The 26,991-nt window shown below is 41.6% G+C and carries 40 protein-coding genes and 1 tRNA gene; 4 read left to right on the top strand and 37 right to left on the bottom strand.

The features are described from left to right. From HLH18_RS04840 to HLH18_RS05020, 37 genes are all read right to left on the bottom strand, one after another. A partial coding sequence (locus HLH18_RS04840; protein WP_171545968.1) for a tape measure protein occupies positions 1–2,800 on the bottom strand: 2,800 nt, incomplete at its 3' end. A 68-nt stretch (positions 2,801–2,868) separates the two neighbouring features. Continuing rightward, entirely contained in the window at positions 2,869–3,294 is a 426-nt protein-coding gene (locus tag HLH18_RS04845) for a Pmp3 family protein (protein ID WP_350642417.1), read from the bottom strand. A gap of 2 nt (positions 3,295–3,296) precedes the next feature. After that, complete coding sequence (locus tag HLH18_RS04850; protein WP_086197342.1) at positions 3,297–3,578, bottom strand: hypothetical protein; 282 nt, start codon at positions 3,576–3,578, stop codon at positions 3,297–3,299. A 60-nt stretch (positions 3,579–3,638) separates the two neighbouring features. Beyond that, positions 3,639–4,202, bottom strand: a complete 564-nt coding sequence (locus tag HLH18_RS04855; RefSeq protein ID WP_171545969.1) for a hypothetical protein — start codon at positions 4,200–4,202, stop codon at positions 3,639–3,641. Between the two features lie 74 nt (positions 4,203–4,276). Then, positions 4,277–4,801, bottom strand: a complete 525-nt coding sequence (locus HLH18_RS04860; RefSeq protein WP_086044623.1) for an antA/AntB antirepressor family protein — start codon at positions 4,799–4,801, stop codon at positions 4,277–4,279. Positions 4,802–5,071: 270 nt separating this feature from the next. Next, complete coding sequence (locus HLH18_RS04865; RefSeq protein WP_171545970.1) at positions 5,072–5,833, bottom strand: phage tail tube protein; 762 nt, start codon at positions 5,831–5,833, stop codon at positions 5,072–5,074. Continuing rightward, complete coding sequence (locus tag HLH18_RS04870) at positions 5,833–6,006, bottom strand: hypothetical protein (protein WP_005171368.1); 174 nt, start codon at positions 6,004–6,006, stop codon at positions 5,833–5,835. The genes HLH18_RS04865 and HLH18_RS04870 overlap by 1 nt, the downstream gene beginning before the upstream one ends. A gap of 9 nt (positions 6,007–6,015) precedes the next feature. After that, positions 6,016–6,438, bottom strand: coding sequence for a phage tail terminator protein (locus HLH18_RS04875; protein WP_005171370.1), 423 nt, complete (start codon positions 6,436–6,438; stop codon positions 6,016–6,018). Then, on the bottom strand, positions 6,413–6,910 hold the full coding sequence (locus tag HLH18_RS04880) for a phage virion morphogenesis protein (RefSeq protein WP_171545971.1): 498 nt from the start codon (positions 6,908–6,910) through the stop codon (positions 6,413–6,415). Before HLH18_RS04880 ends, HLH18_RS04875 begins: the two co-directional genes overlap by 26 nt. A gap of 7 nt (positions 6,911–6,917) precedes the next feature. Continuing rightward, a complete protein-coding gene (locus HLH18_RS04885) occupies positions 6,918–7,358 on the bottom strand; it encodes a gp436 family protein (protein ID WP_171545972.1) in 441 nt (146 codons plus the stop codon). 7 nt (positions 7,359–7,365) lie between these two features. Further along, the gene (locus HLH18_RS04890) at positions 7,366–7,725 is read right to left on the bottom strand and encodes a hypothetical protein (protein ID WP_171545973.1); all 360 of its coding nucleotides are present in this window, start codon (positions 7,723–7,725) and stop codon (positions 7,366–7,368) included. A gap of 10 nt (positions 7,726–7,735) precedes the next feature. Further along, the gene (locus HLH18_RS04895; protein ID WP_171545974.1) at positions 7,736–8,809 is read right to left on the bottom strand and encodes a major capsid protein; all 1,074 of its coding nucleotides are present in this window, start codon (positions 8,807–8,809) and stop codon (positions 7,736–7,738) included. Positions 8,810–8,812: 3 nt separating this feature from the next. Continuing rightward, positions 8,813–9,196, bottom strand: coding sequence for a hypothetical protein (locus tag HLH18_RS04900; RefSeq protein ID WP_171545975.1), 384 nt, complete (start codon positions 9,194–9,196; stop codon positions 8,813–8,815). Beyond that, the gene (locus HLH18_RS04905) at positions 9,196–10,155 is read right to left on the bottom strand and encodes a hypothetical protein (RefSeq protein WP_171545976.1); all 960 of its coding nucleotides are present in this window, start codon (positions 10,153–10,155) and stop codon (positions 9,196–9,198) included. The genes HLH18_RS04900 and HLH18_RS04905 overlap by 1 nt, the downstream gene beginning before the upstream one ends. Positions 10,156–10,214: 59 nt before the next feature. Further along, the gene (locus HLH18_RS04910; protein ID WP_171545977.1) at positions 10,215–11,420 is read right to left on the bottom strand and encodes a phage head morphogenesis protein; all 1,206 of its coding nucleotides are present in this window, start codon (positions 11,418–11,420) and stop codon (positions 10,215–10,217) included. A 7-nt stretch (positions 11,421–11,427) separates the two neighbouring features. Continuing rightward, complete coding sequence (locus HLH18_RS04915; RefSeq protein WP_171545978.1) at positions 11,428–11,598, bottom strand: hypothetical protein; 171 nt, start codon at positions 11,596–11,598, stop codon at positions 11,428–11,430. Beyond that, complete coding sequence (locus tag HLH18_RS04920; RefSeq protein WP_171545979.1) at positions 11,598–13,085, bottom strand: phage portal protein family protein; 1,488 nt, start codon at positions 13,083–13,085, stop codon at positions 11,598–11,600. Before HLH18_RS04920 ends, HLH18_RS04915 begins: the two co-directional genes overlap by 1 nt. A gap of 8 nt (positions 13,086–13,093) precedes the next feature. Further along, on the bottom strand, positions 13,094–14,629 hold the full coding sequence (terL, locus tag HLH18_RS04925) for a phage terminase large subunit (RefSeq protein WP_171545980.1): 1,536 nt from the start codon (positions 14,627–14,629) through the stop codon (positions 13,094–13,096). Next, positions 14,630–15,094 carry a DUF2280 domain-containing protein gene (locus HLH18_RS04930; protein WP_171545981.1) on the bottom strand — a complete coding sequence of 155 codons (465 nt, stop codon included), beginning with the start codon at positions 15,092–15,094 and terminating at the stop codon, positions 14,630–14,632. A gap of 57 nt (positions 15,095–15,151) precedes the next feature. Continuing rightward, the gene (locus HLH18_RS04935) at positions 15,152–15,793 is read right to left on the bottom strand and encodes a putative metallopeptidase (protein ID WP_171545982.1); all 642 of its coding nucleotides are present in this window, start codon (positions 15,791–15,793) and stop codon (positions 15,152–15,154) included. Further along, positions 15,780–16,190, bottom strand: a complete 411-nt coding sequence (locus HLH18_RS04940; RefSeq protein WP_171545983.1) for a putative endonuclease domain-containing protein — start codon at positions 16,188–16,190, stop codon at positions 15,780–15,782. Before HLH18_RS04940 ends, HLH18_RS04935 begins: the two co-directional genes overlap by 14 nt. A 54-nt stretch (positions 16,191–16,244) precedes the next feature. Further along, positions 16,245–16,472, bottom strand: coding sequence for a hypothetical protein (locus HLH18_RS04945; protein ID WP_171545984.1), 228 nt, complete (start codon positions 16,470–16,472; stop codon positions 16,245–16,247). Between the two features lie 839 nt (positions 16,473–17,311). Further along, positions 17,312–17,388: transfer RNA gene (locus HLH18_RS04950), tRNA-Arg, on the bottom strand. Positions 17,389–17,692: 304 nt separating this feature from the next. Next, complete coding sequence (locus tag HLH18_RS04955; RefSeq protein WP_171545985.1) at positions 17,693–18,106, bottom strand: antiterminator Q family protein; 414 nt, start codon at positions 18,104–18,106, stop codon at positions 17,693–17,695. Between the two features lie 11 nt (positions 18,107–18,117). Next, a complete protein-coding gene (locus tag HLH18_RS04960; RefSeq protein WP_171545986.1) occupies positions 18,118–18,522 on the bottom strand; it encodes a DUF1064 domain-containing protein in 405 nt (134 codons plus the stop codon). Continuing rightward, on the bottom strand, positions 18,500–18,820 hold the full coding sequence (locus tag HLH18_RS04965) for a hypothetical protein (RefSeq protein ID WP_171545987.1): 321 nt from the start codon (positions 18,818–18,820) through the stop codon (positions 18,500–18,502). Before HLH18_RS04965 ends, HLH18_RS04960 begins: the two co-directional genes overlap by 23 nt. Beyond that, a complete protein-coding gene (locus HLH18_RS04970; protein WP_171545988.1) occupies positions 18,813–18,986 on the bottom strand; it encodes a hypothetical protein in 174 nt (57 codons plus the stop codon). Before HLH18_RS04970 ends, HLH18_RS04965 begins: the two co-directional genes overlap by 8 nt. Then, complete coding sequence (locus HLH18_RS04975; RefSeq protein ID WP_171545989.1) at positions 18,983–19,354, bottom strand: hypothetical protein; 372 nt, start codon at positions 19,352–19,354, stop codon at positions 18,983–18,985. Before HLH18_RS04975 ends, HLH18_RS04970 begins: the two co-directional genes overlap by 4 nt. After that, on the bottom strand, positions 19,351–19,800 hold the full coding sequence (locus HLH18_RS04980; RefSeq protein WP_171545990.1) for a hypothetical protein: 450 nt from the start codon (positions 19,798–19,800) through the stop codon (positions 19,351–19,353). Before HLH18_RS04980 ends, HLH18_RS04975 begins: the two co-directional genes overlap by 4 nt. Continuing rightward, positions 19,797–20,048: a hypothetical protein gene (locus HLH18_RS04985; protein ID WP_171545991.1), complete on the bottom strand. Its 252-nt coding sequence runs from the start codon at positions 20,046–20,048 to the stop codon at positions 19,797–19,799. Before HLH18_RS04985 ends, HLH18_RS04980 begins: the two co-directional genes overlap by 4 nt. Then, a complete protein-coding gene (locus HLH18_RS04990) occupies positions 20,045–20,461 on the bottom strand; it encodes a hypothetical protein (protein ID WP_171545992.1) in 417 nt (138 codons plus the stop codon). Before HLH18_RS04990 ends, HLH18_RS04985 begins: the two co-directional genes overlap by 4 nt. Next, positions 20,458–21,207, bottom strand: a complete 750-nt coding sequence (locus HLH18_RS04995; RefSeq protein ID WP_171546120.1) for a DNA-methyltransferase — start codon at positions 21,205–21,207, stop codon at positions 20,458–20,460. Before HLH18_RS04995 ends, HLH18_RS04990 begins: the two co-directional genes overlap by 4 nt. A 14-nt stretch (positions 21,208–21,221) precedes the next feature. Next, positions 21,222–22,595, bottom strand: coding sequence for a replicative DNA helicase (locus HLH18_RS05000; protein WP_171546119.1), 1,374 nt, complete (start codon positions 22,593–22,595; stop codon positions 21,222–21,224). Beyond that, complete coding sequence (locus HLH18_RS05005) at positions 22,595–23,455, bottom strand: DNA-binding protein (RefSeq protein WP_171545993.1); 861 nt, start codon at positions 23,453–23,455, stop codon at positions 22,595–22,597. Before HLH18_RS05005 ends, HLH18_RS05000 begins: the two co-directional genes overlap by 1 nt. Continuing rightward, the gene (locus HLH18_RS05010; RefSeq protein WP_171545994.1) at positions 23,452–23,613 is read right to left on the bottom strand and encodes a hypothetical protein; all 162 of its coding nucleotides are present in this window, start codon (positions 23,611–23,613) and stop codon (positions 23,452–23,454) included. Before HLH18_RS05010 ends, HLH18_RS05005 begins: the two co-directional genes overlap by 4 nt. Then, a complete protein-coding gene (locus HLH18_RS15950) occupies positions 23,604–23,792 on the bottom strand; it encodes a hypothetical protein (RefSeq protein WP_250852374.1) in 189 nt (62 codons plus the stop codon). The genes HLH18_RS05010 and HLH18_RS15950 overlap by 10 nt, the downstream gene beginning before the upstream one ends. A gap of 143 nt (positions 23,793–23,935) precedes the next feature. Continuing rightward, positions 23,936–24,211, bottom strand: coding sequence for a hypothetical protein (locus tag HLH18_RS05020; protein WP_131289008.1), 276 nt, complete (start codon positions 24,209–24,211; stop codon positions 23,936–23,938). A 299-nt stretch (positions 24,212–24,510) separates the two neighbouring features. On the opposite strand from HLH18_RS05020, the gene HLH18_RS05025 reads away from it, so the two are divergent. The 4 genes from HLH18_RS05025 to HLH18_RS05040 all read left to right on the top strand — a co-directional run bounded on the left by HLH18_RS05025 (position 24,511) and on the right by HLH18_RS05040 (position 26,980). Continuing rightward, a complete protein-coding gene (locus HLH18_RS05025; protein ID WP_131289012.1) occupies positions 24,511–25,254 on the top strand; it encodes a S24 family peptidase in 744 nt (247 codons plus the stop codon). Positions 25,255–25,278: 24 nt separating this feature from the next. Further along, complete coding sequence (locus HLH18_RS05030; RefSeq protein ID WP_171545996.1) at positions 25,279–25,581, top strand: hypothetical protein; 303 nt, start codon at positions 25,279–25,281, stop codon at positions 25,579–25,581. Positions 25,582–25,709: 128 nt separating this feature from the next. Further along, positions 25,710–25,925 carry a KTSC domain-containing protein gene (locus tag HLH18_RS05035; protein WP_171545997.1) on the top strand — a complete coding sequence of 72 codons (216 nt, stop codon included), beginning with the start codon at positions 25,710–25,712 and terminating at the stop codon, positions 25,923–25,925. Between the two features lie 107 nt (positions 25,926–26,032). After that, positions 26,033–26,980 carry an LAPAL motif-containing putative phage structural protein gene (locus HLH18_RS05040; RefSeq protein WP_171545998.1) on the top strand — a complete coding sequence of 316 codons (948 nt, stop codon included), beginning with the start codon at positions 26,033–26,035 and terminating at the stop codon, positions 26,978–26,980. Positions 26,981–26,991: the final 11 nt, after the last annotated feature.

Below are 26,991 nucleotides of genomic sequence, written 5' to 3' on the forward strand. Positions count from 1 at the left end.
ACTCTTGTGCAGCTTGGATTTTAGCTTCAGTAATTTTTTGACTTTCCGCTTGATAAGCCTTTTCCTTGGCATCTAAGTCAGTAAGACCCTTTACAGCTAAATCAATTGCAGCTTGATTGCCAGATTTACGCGCATCAAAAAGTTGTTGCTCTGCCTTAACACGCTCGTCACTTATGGCTTTATAGTCAGCCTTGTGTTTTTCCTCCTGGGCTTTTAATTGGTCAAGGGTTTGTTGGGCATTAGTTACCCTTTCCTGATTGGCCTCCGCCTCTGTTTGAGTAATATCTTTAATAGCTTCACGGGTAGCTGATTTACTTTCAAGCGCCAATCTTTTTGCTTCAGCACCATTCTTTTCAGCCTGTCTGAATAGTGCATCTGAGGCATTTTGAGCCTGTGCTGCAAGGTCATCAAATCCCAAGAAATCCAGTACGGCGGAGCTTAATGAATAAATACCCCCTGCAATAAATTGAACACCAGCAAGCAGTAGTTTCAGCGCAATATTTAGTCCTGTTGCCCCATCAGCAACTACACCTAATGCAATCTTAAAAACATTAAATAATGTGGTTAATCCACTGACTTCTTCTTTACCATTCAAAATTGCATTAAACAAAGGAGCAATAGCATCTAAGGTAGATGAGAAAGCACTCCATGCAGTCTGGGCAATTCCAGCAAGACTGGATATGACTGTTTTAATCGTGTCATACACAGCAGACAAAGTACTTCTAATAGACTCAATGGTAGATGGATCAATCTCTGACAACTGATCTTGAAACCATCCCACCCCAGCAGCAACATCATCAAAGAATACTTTTAAAATGCCAAGGTTATCTGCAATTGTTGATAAAGCATTTGCTACTGTTGCACTCGATCCATTGGCCTGATCCATTTCACCAATCAAAATCTGCCATGATGTTGCGATCTTTTGCAGTGCATTGCTGATCGTTAAAGGGAATTTATCGTAGGTTTTTTGGACCTCACTGGCTTGGCTTTGTACTGCTTTGATTACTCGTTCAGCGCCTAACTCCCCATTCTCAGCCATCTTTCGAAGTTCGCCAGTGGTCACACCAAGGCCTTTGGCCATAGCACTGGTTAGCCCGGGCGCTTGCTCCATGATGGAGTTAAATTCATCTCCCCTTAAAATTCCGCTCTGGAGGCTCTGGATAAATTGCTGTATTGCTGCTTCACTGGCCTGAGCTGAGCCACCACCAATCTGAATCGCTTGGTTAATTGTTCTGGTGAGATCTAACGCTTGTTGCTGCGTCATTCCCATTTCTTTACCAGCATCATTGATCTTTGCAAAAAGATTACCGGTAGCATCAAGACTTGAATTTGTAGCGAGTGCAATTTGATGCACACCGGACATAGCTTGCTGGAAGTTGCCACCTTCGCTCGTTGCAATGTTGATGCGCGCCGATAGATTTGTATATGAATCTGCTGCTTGAGCCAGTTCACGAATACCTAAGCCAATGCCTAAGGCTGCCATTGCTCCAGTAAGTGCCGTAACGGCAAACTTGGTAGCATCTACCCCTTTGGATAGTGCACCCATCCCCATATTGGCTTTACTTGCAGAGGTATCTACGCCGTCTAATTCACTTCTTAAACGTGCAATCTCCTGTTCGGTAAGTCTGGTTACCCGGGCAACTTCCTCAGCTGGCATCTTGCTATTGGCTTTAAAGTCCTCAAGCTTTTTACTTAAGTTCGCAATTGCATCATTAATTACTGTGGGCGGAGTCTTACCAAGTGCAGCGTAAATCGCATGCCCTGCCTGTGTGGCGCTATTTGATGCCTTGTCCGTACTACTGCTTACACTTCCCATTGCTGTAGAAGCTTTGGTCTGAAAATCCGTATAAGCAGTCTTTGTTAGAGATAATGCGTCCTCTAAGGCATTCACCTTTGCGGTAGCTTCATTAAATTTACTAAGTGGCACAGCAGCATCATTAGATGACTGGCTAAGGGCCTTAAGTTCTAAATTTGCCTGCTGTAATTCATTTTGAAGAGAATTAATGGCCTGAGTTCCCAGCTGGCCAACACGCTCCAATTCTTTTGAGGAAATGGTAGCGCCATCTCCCATACTTTCAATCGCACGGCTGGCAGTCTGAGCCTCTCCCACTACACCGGTTAGATCTACGGAGCTGAATTGCTGTACCTTGTTGATTGCTGACTGGGTTGCATTATCGACACCTTTCATGGCGTTGATAGCAACACCCTGATAGTAATTAAACGCGCTAGATGCCTCGTTAATCGCATCCTGAATACTGAAAACGCGCTGCTTGGCGATTTCAATATCCTTTAAGGTACCATCAGTGCTTTGAAGTCGAACAAGTTCAGCCTGAGATGCTTTCAAGGCTAGATTTAGTGCATTAAGTCCCTGTTCCCCAGCACTCGACATTGCACGGAGTTCGCCGGCACTAATAGTCGACTTGTCACCCAAGGCCTCGATCTCTTTTGCTGCAGTAAAGAACTTATTACCCAGCGACTCTGCCAACTGGACAGCATCACCCGGGATAGCTTCACCAATTTCAAAACCAGCACGCTTGGTAGTCTCTCCGGCATTTTCAGCGGCACTCGATAATGCAGCAAGACCATCTTTGGCCGCTTTTGTATTTTTATTCAGTTCATCAGGAACGATATTGCCAATTGCTTTTGATGCATCTGCAGAAGTTTTCTTTAGTTCTTCCGATTCTTTCTTTAATACCGATATGAATGACTCCCAATTGTCTTTTGATGCCTTGGTACCAGCATCAAATCCCTTGGTATCTGCATCCATCACCAGCTTGAAAGTTAAATTTTTTCCAGCCATGCTGACCTCTGAATTTTAAGCATTAAAAAACCCGCATATAGCGGGTTTAGATTTGGTTTTGATAGCTTTTAGGGTGCGTCTTCCACCATAGATCCACAGTGCTTGCACTTAATTGCAGCAATCTTTATCTGTTCTGCGCAAAATGGACATTCTTTGAATTCAGAATTTTCACTTTGATCTTCTTGATTAAGCCTTACGCCTGCATTATATGAGTAGGCATCCTCAGCCACCAATTTAGTTTTATTGTGGGTTCTAATTGGTTCGGCCTGCTGAATGTGATTAATTGGTTGCTGTGCTGTTCTTGGTGTAGGTACATAAAGCCTTACATTTTGACTACCGCAAGCACTACAAACTTTACCACCCGATCTCCGCCAAATTTCATAAATAATACCTGGAAGAATCCCAATAAAAAGCAAGATGATAGTTACAAAGAAACTACCTTTGGTTTTTGCTGACCCTACATGTCCGCATGAAATGCATTCAACTGTGCTCACACTCAGCGCTCCCAATTAATTTTATATATCTGCCCATCTACAACTGTAATCGTATATTTTTCGCCATCAACATGATAAATATAAGATGTTGCCTTATGTGGCCATCCATTGCGATCATGAATAACATGATTGTATGAAGATTCTGGATTGCCTAGTACATCAAGCATTTGACTATATGATGATCCTCGCTCTACAAAACTAGTGCTACCACGAACCGAGTTTGTATCTACAGCATACGCAGATGAACATACCGCCAACATAATCACTAAAAATATATTTTTCATGAATTTTACCCTTTGTTTTTGCAAAGAATATCTAATCATTTGGTAAAAGTCACCTGCATCTTATTCCTTCAGCCCCTCAAAGAACTTTTTAAATTCTTTAGTATTGGCATGATGGGCTGACCGGATCACACTCGATAAATACTGCAGTTTGTTTTTATGGTCTTTTTGGGCTGATTTTAAGTACTGATCAAATGCCCCGTAAGTCATATTCATAATATCTTCGTGACGATGGCCGGCACTGATTAAGTACTGAAATGAGTCGAACCAAGTGGATTCTATGGCTTGTTTCTTCGCTGTATGTTTTGGCTTTTCATATTTGAAATAGGTCTGATTGACCAGAAGCACCGCTTTAAGCAGATCTTTAAATCCTTGCTCATCAGCAGCAAGCTCTACCAGTGATTCATTATTCAGATCAGTGACACATGCCATGGTCGAAATGACCTGCACACCATGAGCTTTAAATAGACCTGTCAAAATCTCATCTGAATGATTTTGGTCTTTGATGAAGTTCTTTAACGACTCAGCATGCATTGCCCAGGTATCGAAGTCTTTTATCTGGATCTGACGCACTTCGATGTCATTGACTCTGACACTTCGATTTGTTGCTAAGAAAAAATCATTCATGGTGGAATCTCAAAAAACCACCCGAAGGTGGCGTTGGTTTTCCCTTTCAGATTTGAAATCCAGAAGGGTTTTATTTATTGATCATCTTCAAAGTCTAGGCTTGGTTGCGCTTCTTTGATCAGATCATCCAATTCTTTAAGCATGGCTGGTTTTGTTTGCTTGCCATGAATTGATAGGAAGCTTGCTGCACCTGACAAGGATTGCGTAATCAGATCAAGTTGTGCTGAAAGCTTACCAATTCGCACCTGTAGCCCATCTTTGAGTTGACGGGCTAATTCCTCTTGCTCGATGTAGTATTTGCGGATCTCGTGACCTTTTTTATTGCGCTCCATCATTCCGAGGTGCTTGGTCATATCTACTGAGATAATGTATTCAATCAGAGTGGCGTTATTGGCTTCCATTTTTTGGTGGAGGCGAACGTAATCAAAGCCATCTTCAAATCCGCACTGGGAGATTCTGCGCTTAATCCATGTTGAAAAGTCCTGCTTACTCTCCAGCATCTTATGTAGGTCACGAGCGTTCACGCCGAGCTGAACTTTTCCATTTAATTCAACTTCAATAAATGGAGTTTGATTTTCAATTTTTACGATTGCATTCATTGATATGCTCCGACTACTCATTAAAAAAGAAACACTGGCAAGAAGATGCAATGAATAGTCGAAACGACCATCTTCTTTTCGGGGATCAGCCTAGCCAGTGGTTTGCCTGAAAACAGGCATAAAAAAACCGCCCAATAAGGACGGTTTAATTAAGTGGTGGGAAAAATCCCTTTCGTTTTCATTAATCGCTTAATGCAAATGAAAAGAATCTAAAAAACAGGCACAAAAAAAGACGCATAGCGCCTGTGGAGTTCTTTGTGCCTGTGTGGGTTACGGTGCTGTCGCTGCCGGAATCGTTACGATATGACCATACAAGCCAAGTGTTGGGTCTGTTTCTTTACCCACATCAGATAAGGCCTGACCAGAGATTTCATACTGACCTAATTCTTCATGAATTAATGGGAAAGTAGTTTCAGGTGACTTTTTAGTTCGCCATAAGCGCACAGCCATGTGCTTACCATTTGCCGTGTTCACCCCTTTAAAGAACAACTCATATTCTTCATTGAAGTTATTTGCCAAAGTGGTATGTGTTACAGCACCTGTTGTATAGGTAGCTAGGATCGGCATCGTGAGGTCTGCTACATCATGGAAGATCACAGTGCCAAACTTAGCATCTACGGTGTACTGATCATCCGTAAGTGTCTTTGGTGTACCGCTAGTAGAGTCCTTAAAGGTCACTTCTGATAAGTTGTAGCCCTTTAATTGGATTTCCTGACCAGCAACCACAGTACCCAATGATTCATCAGCAATCGCTTTGCTTACAACTTCAGAGTTGGTACCAGATACGATGTACTCCAGATTGTCTTTGTCTACTTCTTCAAGTGTTCCGGAGAAATTCACAGAAGTTGTATTTACCATCGTAAAGTCAGTTGTGCGATTGCCTGATGTTGACTCTTGATGCTCAATAACATCTGCACCAATCTCAAGTTCAAAATCAGGCACGTTGCCCAGATGGCGCATAGCGCCAGCAATACCATTGGTTAGCTTGGATAAATAGAATTTACCCTGCAACGAGATATATTCTTTAGCCATTACTTTTCATCCCCTGTGGTTTTCTTGGCTGGAGCAGCGGCTTTAGCTTCAGGTACTTCCTGAATCACGCCATCTGCCACTAATTTTTTAATTTGAGCATCGTCCAGTCCGCCAACGACATCGCCCTTTTTAAAGCGACCGACAGGCTGAGTTGCCTTGTATTGTTTTGCCATGACTGGCTCCTAAATGAATTTTTGTGATTCAAAAATAATAGTGATGTATGCAAAGCCTGGACTATAGCCATCCCGAACTGAGATAAATTCCAGCGCCGTACGTGATGCTTGAGGCTGCCAACCGGAAAGCAGTTGAATCACCTTCTCAGTCAAAAACCCCGCTTCATCACTTACAGCACGTCCATCGGTCATTTGAGATTGAGCATTGCGACATGCCACCGTAACCGCCCATTGCTGACCGATCTGGTTGATACTTCCACGACCTGCACTGGCTTTCTTATCTATACGGACAAAATTGACATGTGCCGACGGCGTGACCTGCGACATCTCAGTTACACTGACTGAATTCAACGGCGTATAGATCTTTAGAAATTCTGGAATCTCTTTCAGTTTTTCTGCAATCTCATCACGCACCGCGAAGAAGGTGCTCATCTATAAAACTCCCGACAATATCCAAAACCATAACTTCATCTTCCGCATCAAGACCGAGTTGAGTCCGAGGTGGAATAATGGATTGCTTAACTTTCCGATATTGGCCACCCACTGCAAAAGTGATGTATTGGCCATTCTTGGGTAGGATTGTTGCGCCGTAATGCAGATGTGGTGCGTACGCAACATCAGTGCCCACTTCCACACCACTTGAAAGTACATTGTGTGTGTAGGAATTCATTAGACGGCCAGTATCACGCAGCGTCTCGCCACCTTGCATGCGTGCACGCCATGAAATCTTCCACGGGTTACCATCCACACCAGTGCCGGTTAAAAACCGATGCTGAATACTATTCACCAACCCAGCACCAATCTCATCAAATAACTGAGCCTTTAATGAGTCAAAGCTACCCAATTGCTTAAGCACTGCTTCAATAGGTGAACTATCTGCCTGAATGGTTATTGCAAAAGCCATAAGCACCTCACTTCAAGCTGGGCATCTGGTCCAGGACAGAATCTCCAAATACACCACCGGTATATGAAGTACCGACTGGCGCCGTTGAAGGTCGTCCTTTAGGTTGGTCATCCACGATCTGGTTTGTTTCAGGTAACTGAATCTGCAAATGTGCTTTGTTGTCAGCCACACGTTTTAAGAATGCAATCGCATCCTCATATCGCTGTCGAACTTCTTCTGTCGGCTGCTGGAAGTAAAGGCGATAACGCGCAATGTCACACGCCATACGCTTTAAATTACTTGGCACATTGGGTAGCGGCAAAGGATAACGACCACCGATGTGGCCATTAATTTCCTCTGTCGCATCCTGAATTGCATCAGTTACTGAGGACTGAGAAGGAAGCATCGTTTTTAGATTTTCAATCTCATCACCAAATCGTGCGACCAAATCTGCTTCAGTCGCATACATAGATCACCTACTTGGTTTCGTCAGCAGACTTTGGATCTGCTTTAGGTTTTGCAGCAGGTTTCACCTTTTCAAGCTCAGCCACCTTAGCCTTCAGATCAGCAACCTCTTGATCAGATTTGGCCTTGTCAGCAACTGCGGCCTGATTGGCTTCAGTTAAGGTTTTATTTGCTGCTGTCAGCTCAGCATTTGCCTTTTCAAGCTCGGCTAAACGTGCGGCGTTACCATCTGCCTTAGGTTCTTCAGGCTCTTGATATTCTTCAATAGCCCCAGATGCTAAAAGGGCCTGAAGTTGGTTATCTTCAAGCCCTTTAATTTCCTGACCTGGACGAAAATGTCCGATCGACTGTTTTGCAATGTACTTTGGCATTTAGTTCTCCTTAAACGAAACCACGACCGCCCACTAAACCGTTCTTGTTATTAGGAACAGCCAGTGGAGATGATTCAGCTAACAATTGAATGCTTGAAGGATTCTTTTCTTGCCATTGGCTTAAATAGAATTCTAATGCCTGGCCAAATGCTTCAACGTTTTGAAGCGCACAATGTGCAATCCAGCCATTTGCATCAGAAACCAAACCAAAGAAATCTTCAGGAATAAAACGTTCCGCAACACCTTCCATGCTGTGCTTAACGTCATACGTCCAGATTTCAATGTTATCCACTGTGCCACGGAATTGAGGCTTATCAGCTTGGTCGAAAGTTGGAGTCAACGGAACGCTAATACCCGCATATGGCGCAATGAATTTCTCTTTAAACTCAGGATCTTTAATCAGCGTGTTGTACACCTTAGATGTGGTCAAAGCCATAATAGGCGATGTGCCTGAGTGCTCAATAGACAAGTCAATCATGGCTTGAATATCTTTAACAGGCGTAGCGTTGGCTTGACCCCACTTGATCAACGGCGCAAAGTTACAAGCAGGGTTACGCTCATAATCCACTTCATACATTGGGAAGTCTGCTGAAGCAAAGGTCGTTTTACCGTAGAGAAGTACATCACGCGCAATTAATAGCTTTCGGTTTTCAATTGATTGGCGCAGATAGAGAGCCTTTTGCGCCTGATCGATAAGCAACAGGTCTGCATCAGATAAACGATTTGAACCGGTCGCAATCACTCCAAACTGACGTAAACGTGCGATAAGAGCAGTGTTTTGCACTTCACTTGGCATAACCGTCATCATCGGTTTTAGGTAGGCAGGCTTCACGAATTTCACATTGCCAGACTCACCCACTTTAATTTGACGACCAGCTGCAGTCGGAGTAACAAACGGCGCAAGTGGAGTTGCTGTATTCAGCTCACCAACTGGAACTTCCTTTTTAGTGTACGAAACACGCTGAGGGAAAAAGCGATCCATCAACCAGGTATCCACCTTTTGAGTGGTATCGGTCAGTAGCACCAGCTGCGGTACATCCAGTAATTCAACTGGTGCATTTTGAAATGTAAAAGTTTGACTCATGTCTTAGTTCCCCACGACCTTACGAAGTTCGATTTTGTTTTTTAATGCCTGTGCACGTACTGCATCATATTGAGCAGTAGTTAACGGTGTTCCGTTCACAGTAACTACCTCAATATCAAATGGACCCTGCACATAGATCGGCATCTCTAAGTTATTGTTGGCGTGATATGTAGATTGCTCTGCAGTGAAATCTGACACAGCAATCGTATTCCAATCACCAATCACACCTTCAGTCACTACCGGATGATCAGCCACGTTGTTGGCACCAACGTTGAGCAGATCTCCACGTTTGTATGCAGTTGCTGTTTTTACTTTGGCATTTTCAGTTCGAATACCATCACCTACCACCAATTGATTAGTGGTAATGGTTTGAGTAATTGTTCCCATTATTTAGACTCCTGAGCTGCCGCAAATTTGGCGAATGCCTGATCCAAAGCTGATCCTTGTGGAGCTTGCCCACCTTGACCACCATTTGCTTGGTGACTGAATAAGTGTGCATATGCTGGATTCATACTCGGTACTGGTTGTTGTTGCTGTCCAGCCGGTGGTTGTTGGCTACCTGCAGAGAATTGGCGAAGTTGCTTGGCTGTAAACTCAAAAATCGAATCATCCATATTCGTATATGCGGTTTTATCGTCAGCGCTAAACTGTGTTTTAAGTTCAGCTTCTAATGCAGCGATATCATCAGTACGCTTTTGTGCTTTGAACTTCTTCAGTTCAGCAAGTGCATCATCGCGTTCACGTTCTGCCTGCTCTTTGGCCTGTTGTGCTTTTTCTAATTCGGTCACGTCTGTGTCCTCTTTGGTTGGGTTTGGATTGGCTTTGCCTGAGAAGGCTTTAATTGATGTGTTACGATCAGCACCTGTTGAACAGATCGTAAATTCACGAATACGATTTTGACGGAATACAGTGATTGGCCCTTCAAAGGATTGACCATTCACAATAACTGTCTTCCCTTGTGATACTTCCTCAATAGATCCTGGATCAATCATCATCGACATCTGGAATGGAAAACCATCATCAGAGTCTTGAACGATTTCCTGTGCTTTCGCATTTGTAAGAAAATCGCCTGACACATCAATTTTTCCGTTTGTATCTACCGCTTGAACAACGCCGATTCGACTTGAACCAAAGTGCTCTTCAAGTAAGGCCGTTGGCTGATCAATCTCAATTCCATCAAGATCAAACACCACACCAGAACGCCCCCAGTACCAGTGCCCATCTACACGGCCACCAGCATAAGCAGTGCCTTTGAATTTTCGTTTCTGACCTTCTTCGGCTTTGGGTACCTCAATCGCTGAGGCATTAAATAAATACTTCAGCCGTTCTTCATTTGGATCTGGCATTTTTCATGCTCCATAAAAAAACCGCCCTATAAGGACGGTCTAGATTCACTTCTTAAAACTTAGTTAATTAATGCCTTCAATGTATAAACCATCTGCCCTTCCACCATCTCAACTGAGACAACTTCAAACGACAGTCCAATTTCAAACAACACACCTTGCCCAGCATTGAGCTTTTCAAGATCAATACCTAAACCTTTAGCATTCTCAATCTGAATCACGATATTTGAACCACTACCAGCCATTAATAACGGCGCATCCAATGTGACAACTTTACCTACTTCAAGCGTTGCAGCTAAAGCCAGTGAAGCATTGCCCACCACGGTTGAAACCGTATTACTTGCCACAGCTTGAATCGTTGCCATGTCGCTACTCAGCCACCGCTTAAGCACATCATCAGCCAGCGAGCTTGTAGCTGAATTGAGATAGCCAGTTAATGCTGAATCATTGCCTTGAACATAATCTAAAAATGTTCGAATCGCACTTGGTCTGATCTTTGGATCAAGCGGAATAACCGTATTGGCCACTGTATCGAATAGATCCCGACTTTTATCATCCATTGGAGCAAATAGGCTTGTTAGTTTTTTTGATGCAGTCCATTCAGCTTTAATGACCTGTTTTTGCTCAAGCAAATATTCCATGTCTAACGATGAAGCACTGATCTTTTTATCGACCAATATTTCTAACTCACCAAATTGCAGTGGATGTGAACTCCAGTCCAGAGCTTCAGCAACTTCAGGCAACTTGTCATCTGGCGTAATACTGTATTTCAACGCCTGTTTCTCGGTTAAGGCCAAGCATGTGCATCTACAGCGAAAACCCGTTGGAGGATAATGTGTCAACCAAAACGGATGATCAATCGGCAATACAATTCGATTTAGAGCCAAATGACTGGGACGCACCCGACTATCATTGATCGCCGAGTACATCAGATAAGATCGCTTGGCCTTATTCCGTTGCTGCTGTTGCCATCGACCATGACCGTACGCACTTTGAATATTGGTACGAAATACATTATCCAGGTAATGCTTAGGCAGAATGATTTCAGATTCTTCAATTAACTTCTGAAAATCCTTAAAGGTGCCACCGTCGGCAATGGATTTATTCACAGCCTTAATGACTGTTTCAATCTGCTCAAGACTTGATAGGAAGCTAACCGTAGTTGCCATCTGCCTAGTCTTTAGATCCATTGAGTAAAACTCATCTGGTAGCACGATCTTTTTATTGTGAGCGTATTCTAGGGCTTCAAGAAATGTGACTGGTTGCATATCCACCTCATGGTTTCTTAGGCGGGCTTGATAAAGCATGGCATAGAGCACTCACCAACATTTTTAGACTTGGCTTTTGAACACCAATCACGGCAATTTTCTTGCAACCGCATGGGCTATATCCATTACCATTACGGCCATTAAAGCCACGTCGGCATGACTCGCATATTTCACTCATCACTGCCCATCCTTCGCCATTGCATATCCCAGAACGTCAGCAGCATACAAAGCCTGATCTAAATTCGCTGTGAATTGCGATTGAGTTGCACTTGGTATTAATTGCGATAAGTTAAATATCAGAGCTTCAGGACTATCAGATTCAGTAATCAATTGCTTTACTTGATCTTGATTTAAGAGCTGCAAATCATCTTGGCCATCCGTTAATTCTTCAACTTCTTGCTGTGCTGCAGATAACTTGTTGGCAGATGCCTTAAAGTTGAATACTGTTTTAGGTAAAGCTGTAAATTGAGTACTAACCGGTAATTGCTGAACCTCTGCAATATCCCCATCCTGTAACCCGTACTCACGCTGAAAATATTGCGGAGTAAGATTTGCCCCTGCATTTTTCAACTTAACATCACGATCAGCTTTTTCAGGCTCAAGTGACTTCTCTTCACCAATGATAATTCGATGACGCTGCCACCCATTCAAATCACATAATGCATTTAGAATGGCCTGAATGGTCGGCATGATCATTCGGATATCAGCTTTGTATTTAGAGTTTTGTACTTCTAGGTGAACTTCACCTAAAGCACGCGAGCCAGATCCATCAGTTCCGCTTGTCAGCGTTTGACCTAAAATAACCTTCTGAATACGGCGTTCTAAATTCTTATCGAAAGTTTCAAATGTAGAGCTACTATTTCCGTTACCATTCCCTGCACCTTCGATCTTAACTTCATCGGTACCACTTAAAGCAATCACTGAGCTTGCATGAGCCTGTAACAATGCATCGCGCATATCAGTGGTCTTGCCTACAGTTTTACCAACTAGCATCGGCATGCCAAACTTTTCAACGAATTTAGCCCAGAATTTAAAACCTGCTGATTTAAAGAACCATACCCAATACAAACGGCTTAAGAGAGCCTCTCCATACGGGTTTTCAAAGGTGGATTTACAGCGTGTCAGGAAATGCTTAAAGCGCTGATCCGTTTCAGTATCCGTACGTCCGCCATTGTAATTCGCCAACAACATCAAACGACCGTCGTTCTTAGGTTCATACCACTGCATCGGCTTTTCACCAATCCACTTAAACCCAACGAATGGTGTAATCGTGTCGCCTTCGATGTGCAGAATTGGATCTTCAGGTTTACTGTAGACAGCCTCAAGAACTGAATAACCATACCAGCGCGCATTTTGAGCACCCAATAGAATCTCTGACCACCAGTCTCGCAAGTGCTCCTCAAGTATCTTTGACTCTGATCGATCGGCAGGCTCAATACGCCAAGGTGCGCTTTCAAGCTTGTCCTGACGCTTTTCGATAGCCTGATAAATCTCATCGTCATACATCATGACTTTAAGTCTTGCTCGGGTTACCCCTGCTTTACGTAGAACCTCATCACCATCAGGCATTTTGGTTAAATAATTTATTAAAACATGCTCAGCCTGATGTGAAGACAATCCAGCTGAGGCAGGCTTTTCATTTTGCCGTTTATCTTTCTTTGCCATATAAAAACCTATGCCGCAGGTGGGCTGTAATTCATCATCATTTTTGCTTCCATGATTGCATCTGCTGTTGGGTCGAATTGGTCATCATGGTCATGCGTCATTTGCGCATTCAATGATTCAACCTCTTCAAAGTAAGCAGACCTCCATGGCGCATTCCTTGGGACCATTACAAAACGATCTTCGGGATGTTCCTCATAATTGTTTTCAATGTGTGGGGTTGCATCCATCCAGCGTGTCAATTTATCGATATTGCGTTGGATTGGAATTACTGGGATTTCAGATTCTTTTGCCAGTGTTTGAATAAGCTGTGTTCCAGATGCCTTGTCCTCTACTTTCATGTATCGAATAGGCTTGGTATGCCAATCAAACGCTTTATGCTTATCCAGAAATGCTTTAGCTTGCCTATTAAGTTCAGGGGCTTCCCATTTACCACGCAGCAAGTCAATGATGTAGAGTTTTCCATCTACGCCAAGACCAACCAAAATAAACACTGAATAATCGTTATGTTCTTTGGTTTTTTGCGCTGTATCTGCAAATACTGCACGCCATTGAAGATCCGGCAATTCATCAAATAAACCAAACCATTCCGACTTAACCAGATCCCCACCTAATCGCTTAGGTTTTTGCATGTATTGGCTTGAAAATGTATACCGGCTTACTGTTGCACCTGTTTTGTCTTGACCACCTTTTTCGAGCTGTAAAAGTGATTTAAGCGTTTCTTTCTTAGGCCAGTATGATTGACGGCCCAGATCGTCACGCTCCACATCACGTGGTACTAACTTTTGAATATGTTCTGGCAAAGTTTGAATGTATTCATCATCAATTAATGCCGGAATAGACACACACTCCCAGTCACCCGGTAAATTGCCGGTCATAACAAAATTAGTTGGATCTTCAGAATGTAAGCGCTGCATGATCATGATAATTGGAGTATCAGAAGTAGCCTTACGTGAATTGACCGTATTAAGAATCTTCCGATTGGCGTTATCACGTGCATTCTTACTAAACGCTTCCTCGGGCTTTAAGGGGTCATCAAGAACGATGGCACCAGTAAAACCTTTGTCATCCAATGTACCCGCACGACGACCCGTAACCTGCCCACCCATCGAAGCCGAGTAAACATGCCCTGCCTCATACCCTTCTACAGTTGTTTTCCATGATGCTTTTGCATCTGTACTTTTTGAGATATCAACAGGCCACATGCGCTGAAAGTCTTCTGACTTCACAATGTTTCGTGCTGTGCTTGATACATCCTCAACCAAAGATTGGGAAAATGATAAATACAAAAAACGCGAACGAGGATTAAGTGCCAAACCACGAGCCAATAGGTTTGTTGTAAGTTCGGTCTTGCCTGCACCCGGGGGAACGTTAATTACTAAGTTTGGAATCTTTTGCTGCACAACTTGGTCAATCAGCCAAGCCACATACTCATGATGCCAATTAACCATGAACTTAAAGCCCATACGAGGCTTAAAGAAGCGCCGAGTGAAATATAAATGCTCATCTTCACACAGCTTTTTTTCAACCTGTGTCTGCAGATCCATTTAGTATTCCTCTTGGGCTTTCCTCACAGCTTCATTAACTTGCTCTTGAGTTGCTTGAACAGTCGTTGTTTGTAGTGGTCCACCGCCTGCACCAGTTATTTCTTGTTTATTGGTAAATTGTCCACCCATGTCTTTTGCAGCTTGCTCAAGGATTTTGAGTGACATTACGGCGTTCTTAGTTCGATCCAAAAGCTTCTGGTAATGGCCTAGTCGAACTGATTTATTTGCGATAGGTATGTTTTCAGGCTTGCTCAAAAACATATCACGTGTTTTTTCGAAATCCATTTTAAGTTCTTCACTAAGGTTTTCACCTGAGCGTTTAGTCGGATCATATTTTTCACATTGCTGCTTTGTGACCTGTACACCATATTCTTGGTGGACGAGCTCCACTGTTTCAGTTGGTGTGTTAAATATGGCAAGTGACCGAACTATAAAGAGTTTCACTTCTTTTTTTAAGGCTGCCATAATTCAATATCCGTCCACCTACGTCCACCTAAATAAGTAAAAAAGAGCTACTTAACTCTACCCAATCACACAGTTCCCACAACACGCAGCAATATTAGTTTCTGATACGAACGGCGCATTCTTGGCAATTTCCAAAAGTCGTTTTACAGACTCATCTGCACCCCATCGTTTAGTTTCACCAAAGAACACTTCCACATCATGGCCAGCCAAATAGTGTTTAGGCAGACCTGTATGGTCGCTATAAATGATTTCACCATCTGCATCACGCTCAACGCCAATGTGATAAAGCTCATGTTCAATCAAACGGCAGAATTCACGGTCAGATGTTTGCTCACAAAATGCAGCATCTACAGTGATTAAGTACTGAGGAACAAAGCCAAACCAGTCACGCATCTGCTGTTCCTGACGTGCTTTCTTCCATCCGCCCTGGTTAAACATCACCTTTTCACATTGACCAAGCACCATACGTTTTTTAGCTACGGCGGCAGATGATGCCCAAGCAAATGCAAGGAATTCTTCATTGTCATGCAATAGCTCAGCAATATGATCGTGATCCGGGTTATGAAGTTCGCCACCAATGGTCAGCCAGTTTTTTACTACCCATTCTTTTAGATCTACGGCGGGTGCCAATCGAATAGCTTCTTCTTCCTCTGCCTGATCAATTAAATCAGTCGGTGGAAATGGTCTAATCTGGTCCATTGTCTAATCTCTCTAACTGACTTTGAATCCACTGAATGACATAACCTGATTCAATATGACACGGTTCAAAGCGTATATGCCTATAACCCATTTCTTCAGCAACATCATATTTACAAAATGCATTTGCTATCTTTCTTCCACCACGACCAACTGACCATGGACTACCCGCGATTTCAATAAGAAGCCTCAGCTTTACAATATAAAAATCGAACCGCCAATTTTTGGTTGGTTCAAATTGAAACTTACGCTCATAGCCAATCAAACCTTCTTCTAATTCTTGAAATAGGGTTTCTTCAGCTTCTAAGTATTTTTCTTTTGCTTTGGGTAATGGCTTTGTGCGTGGTTTTGTCTTAGGTGGACGTTTTTTTGTTTTCCAAAAGTAATCGTTTGCATCCATAAATAGCACCCATTAAAAAACCACCCGAAGGTGGTTCAAACAATAACTTGTACATCAGATCGAATATATTTTTTTATTCTTTGGGTGAATAAAGCAATTATCTAAAGTTAATCTTATGACTTGCCCATCAACAATAATTTGGTTGGAGGGTCGATATATATCCCCACCAATATTTGAATTCAAATTTCTACTAGGTTTGGGTTCATAAATTCTTTTTACAACAACCTCATCGCCTTCATTATTTAAGGCGGTAACTTCTTCAAGTCTATGTTTGCAACTCATACACACCTCTATTCTTCAATGATAAAAATAGTAAACTTAGTAAATCATAGCTAGATGTGCATATTGTTAAATAAACTAAAATAGGAATTTAGGTTTATTTTTAGCTTGTACACGATCTGTCATGGAGACCCTACTAATTAACTTTGAATATCCAAAGCGTAATCAGCATGCAGATAGCAACAATCAGTGCACACCATTTACCTATACGTTTTGATTCAAACGATTCATCAAGTTCGCGTTCAAACCATTCTTGACTATCACTCCAGCTCTGAATGCTTTCTTCTTCACGTGGAGTGAAATAAGCTCGAGCTTGAGACTTGGTATACGTCCGGCAAGTTGGAGACTATTTAACTTCTTTCAAGCAATCACGACACACTTTGATTTCTTCATCATTAGCCGTGTATTCAACTTCAGTTGCACCATGAAGGCTAAATAAACACATTAGCAATTGGAGCATTTTTTTCTCCTGATAAAAAAAAGCCCACTCAAGGAAAGATGATATGGGCTTGAAAACTAAAGACCTTGAAAGGTCATTCAGAAACTACAGCAGTTTCTGTTTGCTATTTTGTACACTAATCAAATAATTTTCAGTGGCATAATGTACCAAAATCAAAAATAATGTTAATTTAATCACACTATTAGGAAAACTTAATTAATGATTTATTAAATATTAAAAAAGCTCACCATTCCGTTCATCTGCTCGATATGGTCCCTTCATTTGTGAAGGTACCGTCAGCAGGGTGAATGTCTTTTTATGACTATAAGCACACGTTTAGTTACCCAAAATCGAGTCCGAAAATTGTAGTTTTAAAGGTTTCGAATTCGAAAGGTTTGAAATCTGGAGCGCCATGCCAGATTCGAACTGGCGACCTATTGATTAGAACTCAAATGCTCTATCCAACTGAGCTAATGGCGCTTAAAAAGGATGTGGTGATCTGCCACACCCTGCCTTTAGTTTCGATATTAATCAGCTCGGCAACTGATCTACCGCTACTCGCAATCACACACACCTTACATGCACGGTCTGCTTCACTTGCTTTCATTCCTTTTAGGTCGGGATGCCACACCCTATTCTGAGTTTTTTACTCGATGGCATGTTCTGTAGATTGGCTTTCTACAGGCAACAAAAAAGCCCACCTTTCGATGAGCTTATTTTTAATCGGTGCAAATCATAATAACTTGCCACCATACACTAAATTTACACAATCATGGCTGCCAAGTCAATCACTTAAAACTTCTATTTTTCCATCAAGATACGCCAAACCTTTCTCAACTTCGGCACGTACTTTTGCTCTACTACAACCATGGGCATTTGCAATAGATTGATCCGACCAATCATTCTCAAATTTAAGGATTAAGAACCATGCACGTTCAGACAAATACTCTCGACTATCACCATGCATCTTTGCAAGCAACTGACTAACCTGCACCCCCTCAACATCGTTAATTTCACAAGGCATTGAAGTTTTACTTGCTCTCACCCGGGTAACGTCATTTTTATCAATCAAGTTTGCAAGTGGATTTGCAGACACCACCCCAATTTTTACCGACCTTACCCACAATCCATACTGTTCAAGCCACTGGTGAGCTGAACGCTTAGACCAATCCATTTTATTACACACCATCGCATTCATCCCTATTCCCCTTAAATCTCTCTAACGTCTATACCGTGTACTGTTTTCATCAAGTGTTTCTTGTTTCTAAAACTTGGCAATTTTCTTGTCGCTATCGACTTCACATCCTCAACGATTAACTGTTCATCCTTCAGGTATGTGAAATCTGCAAAATATCGAAGTGCAGGTTTAGCCCTCTTTTCACCTGCAATCTTTACTTTAGGTGCCAACTCAAATTTGACCTGACACTTTAAATCCTGAATTTCCCCTCTCTGCATTTGCGCTGTAAGCTCGATATAGCGTTTGTATTCCTTTTGGCTATCAAAGGTCATTCCGTCCTTTTCTATGCGCTGTGCGTTAAATTTGTTGCGCTTGGTGGCAGTCTTACGACCACCGCCATACTGTTTGTGATATTCAGCGAGTGAGATTGATGTCATTACCACCTCGCAGCTGCTTATAAAACCAGTGCTTATTAACTGTGTCTGCACCCACGTCTTTATTACTTAAACACTCTTTAGCTACGTTAATCATTGCAGGCACACCACCAATCAAGATTGCTAGTGGGGATAGCAGGAAAGCTATAATGCGTACAGGTAATCGCATGTATTGATACATCTCAATATCCCTGTTTTGAGGATCATCAATGATTTCGTAGTAAGTCAAAAACTTAACTTTGCGATATTTAAAAATCTTGTTGTGCTGAGCTATGCTTAGTTTCACTTTGTGTTTATTCATGCTCACCTCGCAGAAAATAAGGCGCAAAATGAATAAGAATTAGCACATAGGGAATTGCATACAACCCAGCAAAACATGACCAAAACATTTCGCCATCAATCAATGCGCCAAAACTGATAAGAATAAGCACCAACATTTGAATTAGAGTGATTTTTATTAAGGTCATGACTCACCTCGCAAAGTTTTTTTAATCTCAGAAATGCAGTATCGAATTGCAAAAACTCGCTCCGATTTTCCGTTTTTCTTGTTTTGCTCTAATGCAAATTCAAGTTGATTAATTAAACTTTCAGAAGATGTTCTTAGCTTTTCATTTTCCTGCTTAGCCTGGTGAAGTTCCTGAGCCAAACGATCTACTTCTAAAATAGCCTGCTCTCTTGTGAGCTCTTGGTCCGCAAAGCACTTTCCATCAGCATGACAATACCCATCAGCACCACAGTACGGACTACCACCTTTGCAGCGCATCACGGCATCTACCCAGACATTGTGATTCTTGCTTAGCAAGTCGTGTTCACAAGGTATTTTTATTGCTTTCATGACCCACCTCGCAGGGCTTTTTCCAAAATCCTCACACCCATATCAACGCCTTCCGACTGGCATATTTGAGCAGGGTCTTCATAGCCATCAATGTCCTTACTCAACATTAGAGAGAGTTGTTGCATTTCGAATAAAGCCTCATCAATCCGCTTTTGCAGTGCATCATTTTTCACTCTCAATGGCTTAGCCACATTCTCAAAGTAAGTGCCACACTCAATTGCCTGAATCCATTCTTTGGTGCGCTCATTCAGTACACTGTTTAGCTGGTTAATGGTGGCTTGCCGCTCCTGGAACATCCACCAAGCCGCAGTGAGCAATTCTGCTTCTTTGTTTCGCCATTTTTCTGTAGCTACATAGCAATTTAACGACTCATCAAACTCCAAAAGTGTTGAGTAGAAATATTTAAACGTTGTTGTTTTTTCAAACTCTTGTATTAACTCACTCATCGCTCAATCACCTCTGTCAACGGACTAATGTGATTACGGATGTCGGTGCAATGGTCTGTGTGGTCGTGGTCAGCAATTGCGGTGCGGATACTATGGAGTTTAAAAAACTGCTCCGCCCCTCGTAATGCAATCAAACCTGAACCGTAAAAAACTTGACTGCCATCAAGAATCACATCAGTTGCTGTCTTAGGCGCCCCATCCACAATCTGCTTACACTTTTCCAATCCCAATTTTTCGATTAAATTCATGCCTTGCGCTCCTTCATCTCTACAACCGCCATTGCGCTAACAATTTCCGTATAACGCTGTTTTGAACACGGTCTGGTTTGATTTGTTATTTGCGATATGAATGCATGCGCCACTTTCAGCTCTTTGCATAATTCTTTACCGCGACCTTTACGCGCCTTACACCATTCAGCAATTTTCTTCACATCAACAATCGAAGCCTGGTCTTCAATCTGACGAGCTCGTTGTTTTGGCTGACTAAACATTTTTGGCTTTACTGGCAAATCAGATTTCGCTTTATTGACCGAGTGAACCACTCCACCCCTTGCCAGAAACTTAGCCATTTCAGTTTCAAGCTCTGCACGCAATTTGCGTTTGTCTTGAATGTATTTGGCTGATTCACCCACGTTTAAGAATTCTTGTTTTGATAGGTTCATGCCACACCTCCGAATAAGTCAGGCTGACGATCTTTTTCGGCACCAGCTAAAGCAATTCGCTCTTGAGCCACTAGAAAATATTTTTCTTCTTGCTCAATTCCTATGAAATGACGACCTGTATTTACACAAGCAACACCAGTGGTACCGCTACCCATTGTGTTATCAAGTACGGTTTCACCTTCATTGGTGTAGGTGCGAATCAAGTATTCACAAAGAGCAACTGGCTTTTGTGTTGGGTGAAAGGATGAGTTTTGCGTATCTGTTGAGAATACCTGTATAGATCGTGGGTACCGCTCACTCGATGAATACACATAGTCATTTTTCATTTGGCCATAAACATCCGTCTGCAGATGCTTGCCTCGTGATGATTTTTTCAGGTTATGACCTGTTGTTTTTTGCGGATTATATGTGCACTGCTTTTTATAAAAAACGCTGACTATTTCATGGTTACGCAGTGGTTGTTTTTTTGCATTCAAAAAACCCACACCCTTCACTTTGTCCCAAATAATGTCGTATTTAAAATGCTGTAAATTAGACAATCTTAGGTGGCTTGAAAAAGGCTCAGCGCCAAATAAAACTATCGCCCCGTCTTCTTTAATTACTCGATTATATTCTGCCCATAATTGTTCAAACGGGATAATCACATCCCATTTGCATTGAGTAGTTCCGTATGGCAAATCACAAAGAATCATATCCACGGTGCCGCTTTTGATTTCTTTCATGCGTTCAAGGCAGTCACCGAGCATTAAGTTGAATTCCTTCACACCCCACCTCCTAAGCCTTGCAGTTGCTCAATTGCCTGACTATCCAAATTCGAGAACTGGCAGTACTTCAATTGAGAATGCATGTACGATGTGCCAATTTCACCATGTCGGTTTTTACCTAAAATCGCCTCAGCAATACCCTGGTACTTGGATTCCTTGTTGTAGATTTCATCTCGGTACAAAAATAGGATTTGATCCGCGTCTTGCTCAATGGCACCAGACTCACGTAGATCCGACATCACTGGGCGTTTATTAGGACGTTTCTCAAGTTCACGGTTAAGCTGAGATAGAAGAACCACGACGCAATCAAATTCTTTGGCCATCGCTTTAAGCTCACCAGTGAAATAAGCAATCTTTAAATCTTCCCGGGCAAATGCTTTTGTGGTTTTCATGATCTGCAAATAATCAATAAACACAGCACCGACAGAACCGTACTGATGTTTAATTTTTCGTACCGATTCACGAATATTGGCGATGGATGGACGCGATGTATCATTGATCTGCATCGGCACATTTTTAAGCAGCGCTACTGCATTGGTATAAGCTGTAAATTCTTCTGCCGGTAATGTGTGTGGCGCATTACGAACCTTGCTGATATCTGCGGGACCAGCAGCACAACACATGCGCATCGCAATCTGCTCTTTCGGCATTTCACCAGACATAATTAAAACTGGCTTTTGCTGAAATATTGCAACATTGCTGGCAATCACCTGGAGCATTGTGGTTTTACCCATAGCAGGACGTGCAGCGATGACCATCAGACAACCTGGCTCGACATCACCTAATTTTTTATCTAGATCATAGATACCGGTTTGAATTCCCTTGATCATGGTTTTACCTGCAACCATGGCTGTCATTTTTTCGTGCATTTCAACGAAAGTATTCGCGGCAGCTTCATGAATATGAAAAAGGCTCTCAGTGCTCTGCTCTGTGCTTATTTCTGCAAAGGCTGTCTGTGCATTGAAAACTAAGTCACCACGGCTTACGGTTAAGCTACGTGCGTTTAAAATGATCTTTTGAGCCTCAGCCTCAACTTTGCGGCAAGTGGTGAAGTCTTTTAGTTTTTCAGCGTAAGAAACCAGGTTATAAAAACTTGATGGTGCGTCACCTAAAATTTGCATGATGTATCGCTCACCGCCAGCCGCTTCAGACTGACCATGCATTTCTAACCACTGGTTGATCAGAACAGCGTCATACGGTGAATTCTTAGAATCCAGATCAACTACAGCCTTGAAGATCAATTTATGGCGTGTAGCATGAAAATCGTCTTCAGTGAGCAGGTTTTCAACTTGAGCGTATGAGTTAGCAACGGTCATCAACGCAGCAAGCACCGCTTGTTCAATTTGCAGATTGTGGATTGAGGTATTAATCATTGAGCAGCTCCCAAGAAACCTTTTGGTTTTGAAGGAAGGTTGATCAACGATTGATTTTGTTGTTCAGGTTGGATTGGTTTTGGATTTTCCAGTTTTTCAATTTCCATATTGGTCTCTGCCCAATTCCATGCAGCCTTGAATGACTCCCAACCACGAAGCACGATAATTTGAAATACACGTTCATTTGAAAGCTGTGCTTCAATCGCTTGGTTGAAAATGATTTTCAAAGAACGGTCAGTGATGGTTTTACGTTTCTTGTTTTTCAGATCAATAAATTCTTGAGCTGTTTTTTTAGATACACCGTTTTCGATTAAGAATTTTTTAGCAGAGAATTTTTTAGGTTGTTCAGGTGCAGATGCGCCTAAATTAATATCTGTAGTATTCTCTGTTGTATTCTCTGTAATAGATTGCAGGTTTCCCGCAGCACTGCTTGCAGGTTTTCCGCAGCCTAGTTGGTAGGTTTCCTGCATACTAGATTGCAGGTTTTCCGCATACTGTGAAGAATCAAGGGTTTCAGAGTATTCGATCAATGCTTTATAAAGCTTTTCGCGCTCAACTTTGAAGTAAATTTTACAAGGCACGCCCTTTTTAATTTCAGTCAAAAAACCAAGCTCTTTGAGTCTTTTTCGAGCAGTTTCTTGCTCTGTTCTGGTCAGTCCAGTTTCTAGCGTCCAATCGTGTTGGGTTTTATAAATCAACCCATCATTGCTCTTGGTTCGTGATGTCCAGTACACCAACTGAGAGAGCATGAGTGCGCCAGTAATTCCGCACCCAATGAACACGTAATGCTTGTTAAATGCGATTGGTTGATCATTCATAGCTTCAATTAACTTGATCATGGGAATGGTTGTATTCATGCGGCACTCCCAATCTTGTGAAAATGTCTATCCAGTACAGCCACAAAATCCACCTTCACCGATTGAACATATGGATCAAGTGGCATATTGTTTTTATGCAATTGTTTGCGGTACTCAGCGCGTCTGAGTTCAAGCAATTGAGCAAGTGTTAATTCCATACCTGATCCCCTAAACGCTTCCCGGCACTCAACTCCTGCACGCTTGCACTACGGATTAAGTGACTCAATGCAAAGTTTCTATTCCCATCCAGCAGTACGCCATTGCCTTGAACTTTGTGCACAGTCATCAAATGGTCTGGTTTGAATGCATCGATAAAAACAACCGTGTCACCGGCCATAAAATCTGATTCTGAAATCAGGCAATGCCCGCACTGCTCGTCTTTAAAATTCGTGCACTTGTTCGTGCATGGGTGTTGTGGTAAATTTGATTTCATATTCATTCCCTTCATAGTTTGAATTGTTAAAAGCCTGACCTTGACCGTCAGGCTTTTTCTTTGCCTAAATTTGCGTTAATCCCTTCCGATCCCTCTGGAAAGCTCACCTCAGTAGATATATCCCGCACTAAAGCTCTCAATCCCAAGCGCTCAAAGGATTTTGCTTGTAAATTAAGTACATGCCACTCACCTACGATTTCTTTTTCAAGGAGAAACGCTAGGTATTGAGCAAGGTCTTTACCCTTAATTTCAGCAAGTGTTTTAGCTCGCTCATGGATTTCCGGAGACAAACGAACATGTGTAGATTTCTTTTCAAGACTCATAAATTCACCTATGCAGTTAAAGCCTGTAGATTGGCCTTAACCTTCCCTTTTGTTTTTAATTGCAATAAAGCTTGGGTTTCTAGGGATATACCCTTGCTTCGCCATTTACTAACAGCACCCTTGGTATATCCGACCTTCTGAGCGAGCTCAGAATCGGTTTTAACTCCGTAATGAAGTTTTAGCTCGTCTACAGTCATGGTTTACCTTTATAAACTAATAGTTTCCATTAGTAAACCATAAGTTTATTCATATATCAAGGTGCTTGTTTACTATAGGAAACAAGAAATGAGGGATTTTGTATGACCACTATTAGCGACCGTATAATTCAAAGAATGAAAGAGCTTGGTCTTCGACAAACTGCAATAATTGAAGCAACAGGGGCCACAAAAGGGGCTGTATCCAAATGGGTGGCTGGAACAAATACACCTAAGGCAGAATTCTTGCCGGCATTAGCAGCTGTATTAAAAACATCTCAGAACTGGTTGCTTACAGGTGAAGAAGAAAAACTCTTCAATAATTTCAATATGCAAGAATTTATGAATAAGCATAATTTGACTAGCAAAGGTGATGTTTCATTTGATGTTGATGAAGCACATAAGCCAACTGTTATTGATTATGAAACAGAGAATGGGTTTATTTGGATTGATGTCGTGGAAGCTAATTTTTCTTGTGGTGTTGGTGAATCTGTAGAATTTCATTTTGATGTTATTAACGGGAAATTCCCATTTACACCGTCATTCTTTCAGAGGAAGCATGTTGATCCAAGCTGCATGAGAATCATTAAAGCCAAGGGTGATAGCATGACTGACTTTATTCATGATGGCGATCTAGTGGGTATTGATATTTCTAAAACTGAAATTGTAGATGGTGGAATTTATGCTGTTTATTTTGAGGGTGAAGGAATGATTAAGCAGATATTCAAGGAGGAAGGAGGAAAGCTCACCCTGCATAGCTTAAATTTAAAATATAGAGATCGTGAAGTATCAGAGCAAAACGGCTTAAATTTTAAAGTTATGGGTCGTCAATTTTGGCGAGCTGGATGAGAATACTCGCAGAAGGAAAACATAATGATTGCAACACTTAATAAATCCAAAACTGCGCTAACGATTAATCGTCAAGAATTTAAATTGGCATTAGGTAAAATTGGCGCAGGGATTGATAAGCAAATAGCCTCGCTTAAAAAAGCCAAGCAAAGCTATGACGCTGCGGAAATGGCGCGCGAGGTCATTGGTGAAGCAAATATCTTTGAAGCTATTATTGAGGGCTTTAACGAAGCAGAAGGTACTAATTTAAAGCTGACGGACATAACCAATCTTGAAGTGGCACAAGGATGGATAGATGAATTTTTAGAAAAGTATTCTGAGTTATAAACCCCCAAATCAATTTTTGTTGGCTGGATAGATAAAACTGTGAACCCGAAGCGACTTGAGTTTGTTTAGGTTATATAGGGATGTTTAAAAAGCAAGTCACCAGTGATCTGGATGTTGTGGTGTTATGAATGCAAACAATTGAAATAAATTCCCGCAAGATCAGCCATGTGCTTTACGAGCATCATCTACTGACAGTGGTACTTAAGACAGGTCAAAAGTTTTTATACCAAACTGTAGTTCAAGAAACTTTTGATGATTTTATTAACGCTGACGACAAAGACAAGTTTTATAAAAACCACCTTCAATTTAATGATGGTTTGAGGAGAATTCAGCTTTTTGGGTAATTGAAACTGCGAACCCGACGCAGTCCTTTAGAACAGATCGGGTGGAGAATTAGAGCGACAATTATTGTCAAACTCATAATGAAACTATAAATATTGATTGATAGACTATGACCATAACCAATACCGATGTGAATGATGATGATATGAGTGAGAAATTCCACGTAGTTTATGATGGCAAGGCTTTAGATGAGCATCTAATGGATGTGCGCGACCTTGCGCCTGCTATGATGGCTATTAATGATCTTCTTATTCATGCAAATCAAGAAATTAACGGTGAAAAACTTAAAATTGAGCTAAAAGTTAAAGCCAACTTTAAAGCTGGTAGTTTTGGTATTGAGTTTCATGAAATTTTGTCTTGGTATGATCAGATTCGAGATATTTTAACCGGGCCGACTGTTACCGCTTTTGCGAATGCTGGTGGAATCCTGGCGTTACTTGGAATGTTTAAAGGACCAAGGTCTGGATTAATTCAGTTATATCAGAAATTAAAAGGCAAGCCACCCGTTAAGGTTGAGGAAGAAACTGAGGGTGTTCGCGTTTATTATTCTGAAACTGAATTTGAATTAGTCGATAAACATGTACTCCGCTTGTATCGTAATAAATCCATAGCGTCTGACTTAAATAAAATGCTGGAGCCATTATCGAAAGATGGCATTGATACTCTCTATGTTGTTAAGGATGCAGATGATAAGAATGTAGAGCTTTTAATTGATAAAAGTGAAGTTGAATTTTTTAAATATCAGGAATTTGAGGAGGATTTGAACTCTGATATTTCTGAAACATATGTCCAAATTGAATCTGTTTCATTTAAGGAAAAGAATAAATGGAAATTTAGTAATGGGAAATTCTTTTTTAATGCCAGTATTTCTGATGAGGAGTTTATTTCTAGAGTTGATACTGGGGAGTTGAGATTTGGTAAAGGTGATATTTTGAAAGTGAAGCTAAAAGTTATTCAAACCATTGCTCATAATAAATTAAAATCAGAGTACGAAATTATTAAGGTTATTGAACATAAGCCTATGAAAAGCAATGAGCAAGAAAAACTAGAACTCTAATAGTTTTACTA

Origin of the sequence: Acinetobacter sp. ANC 5414 (assembly GCF_013004295.1) — a bacterium.
GTDB lineage: Bacteria > Pseudomonadota > Gammaproteobacteria > Pseudomonadales > Moraxellaceae > Acinetobacter.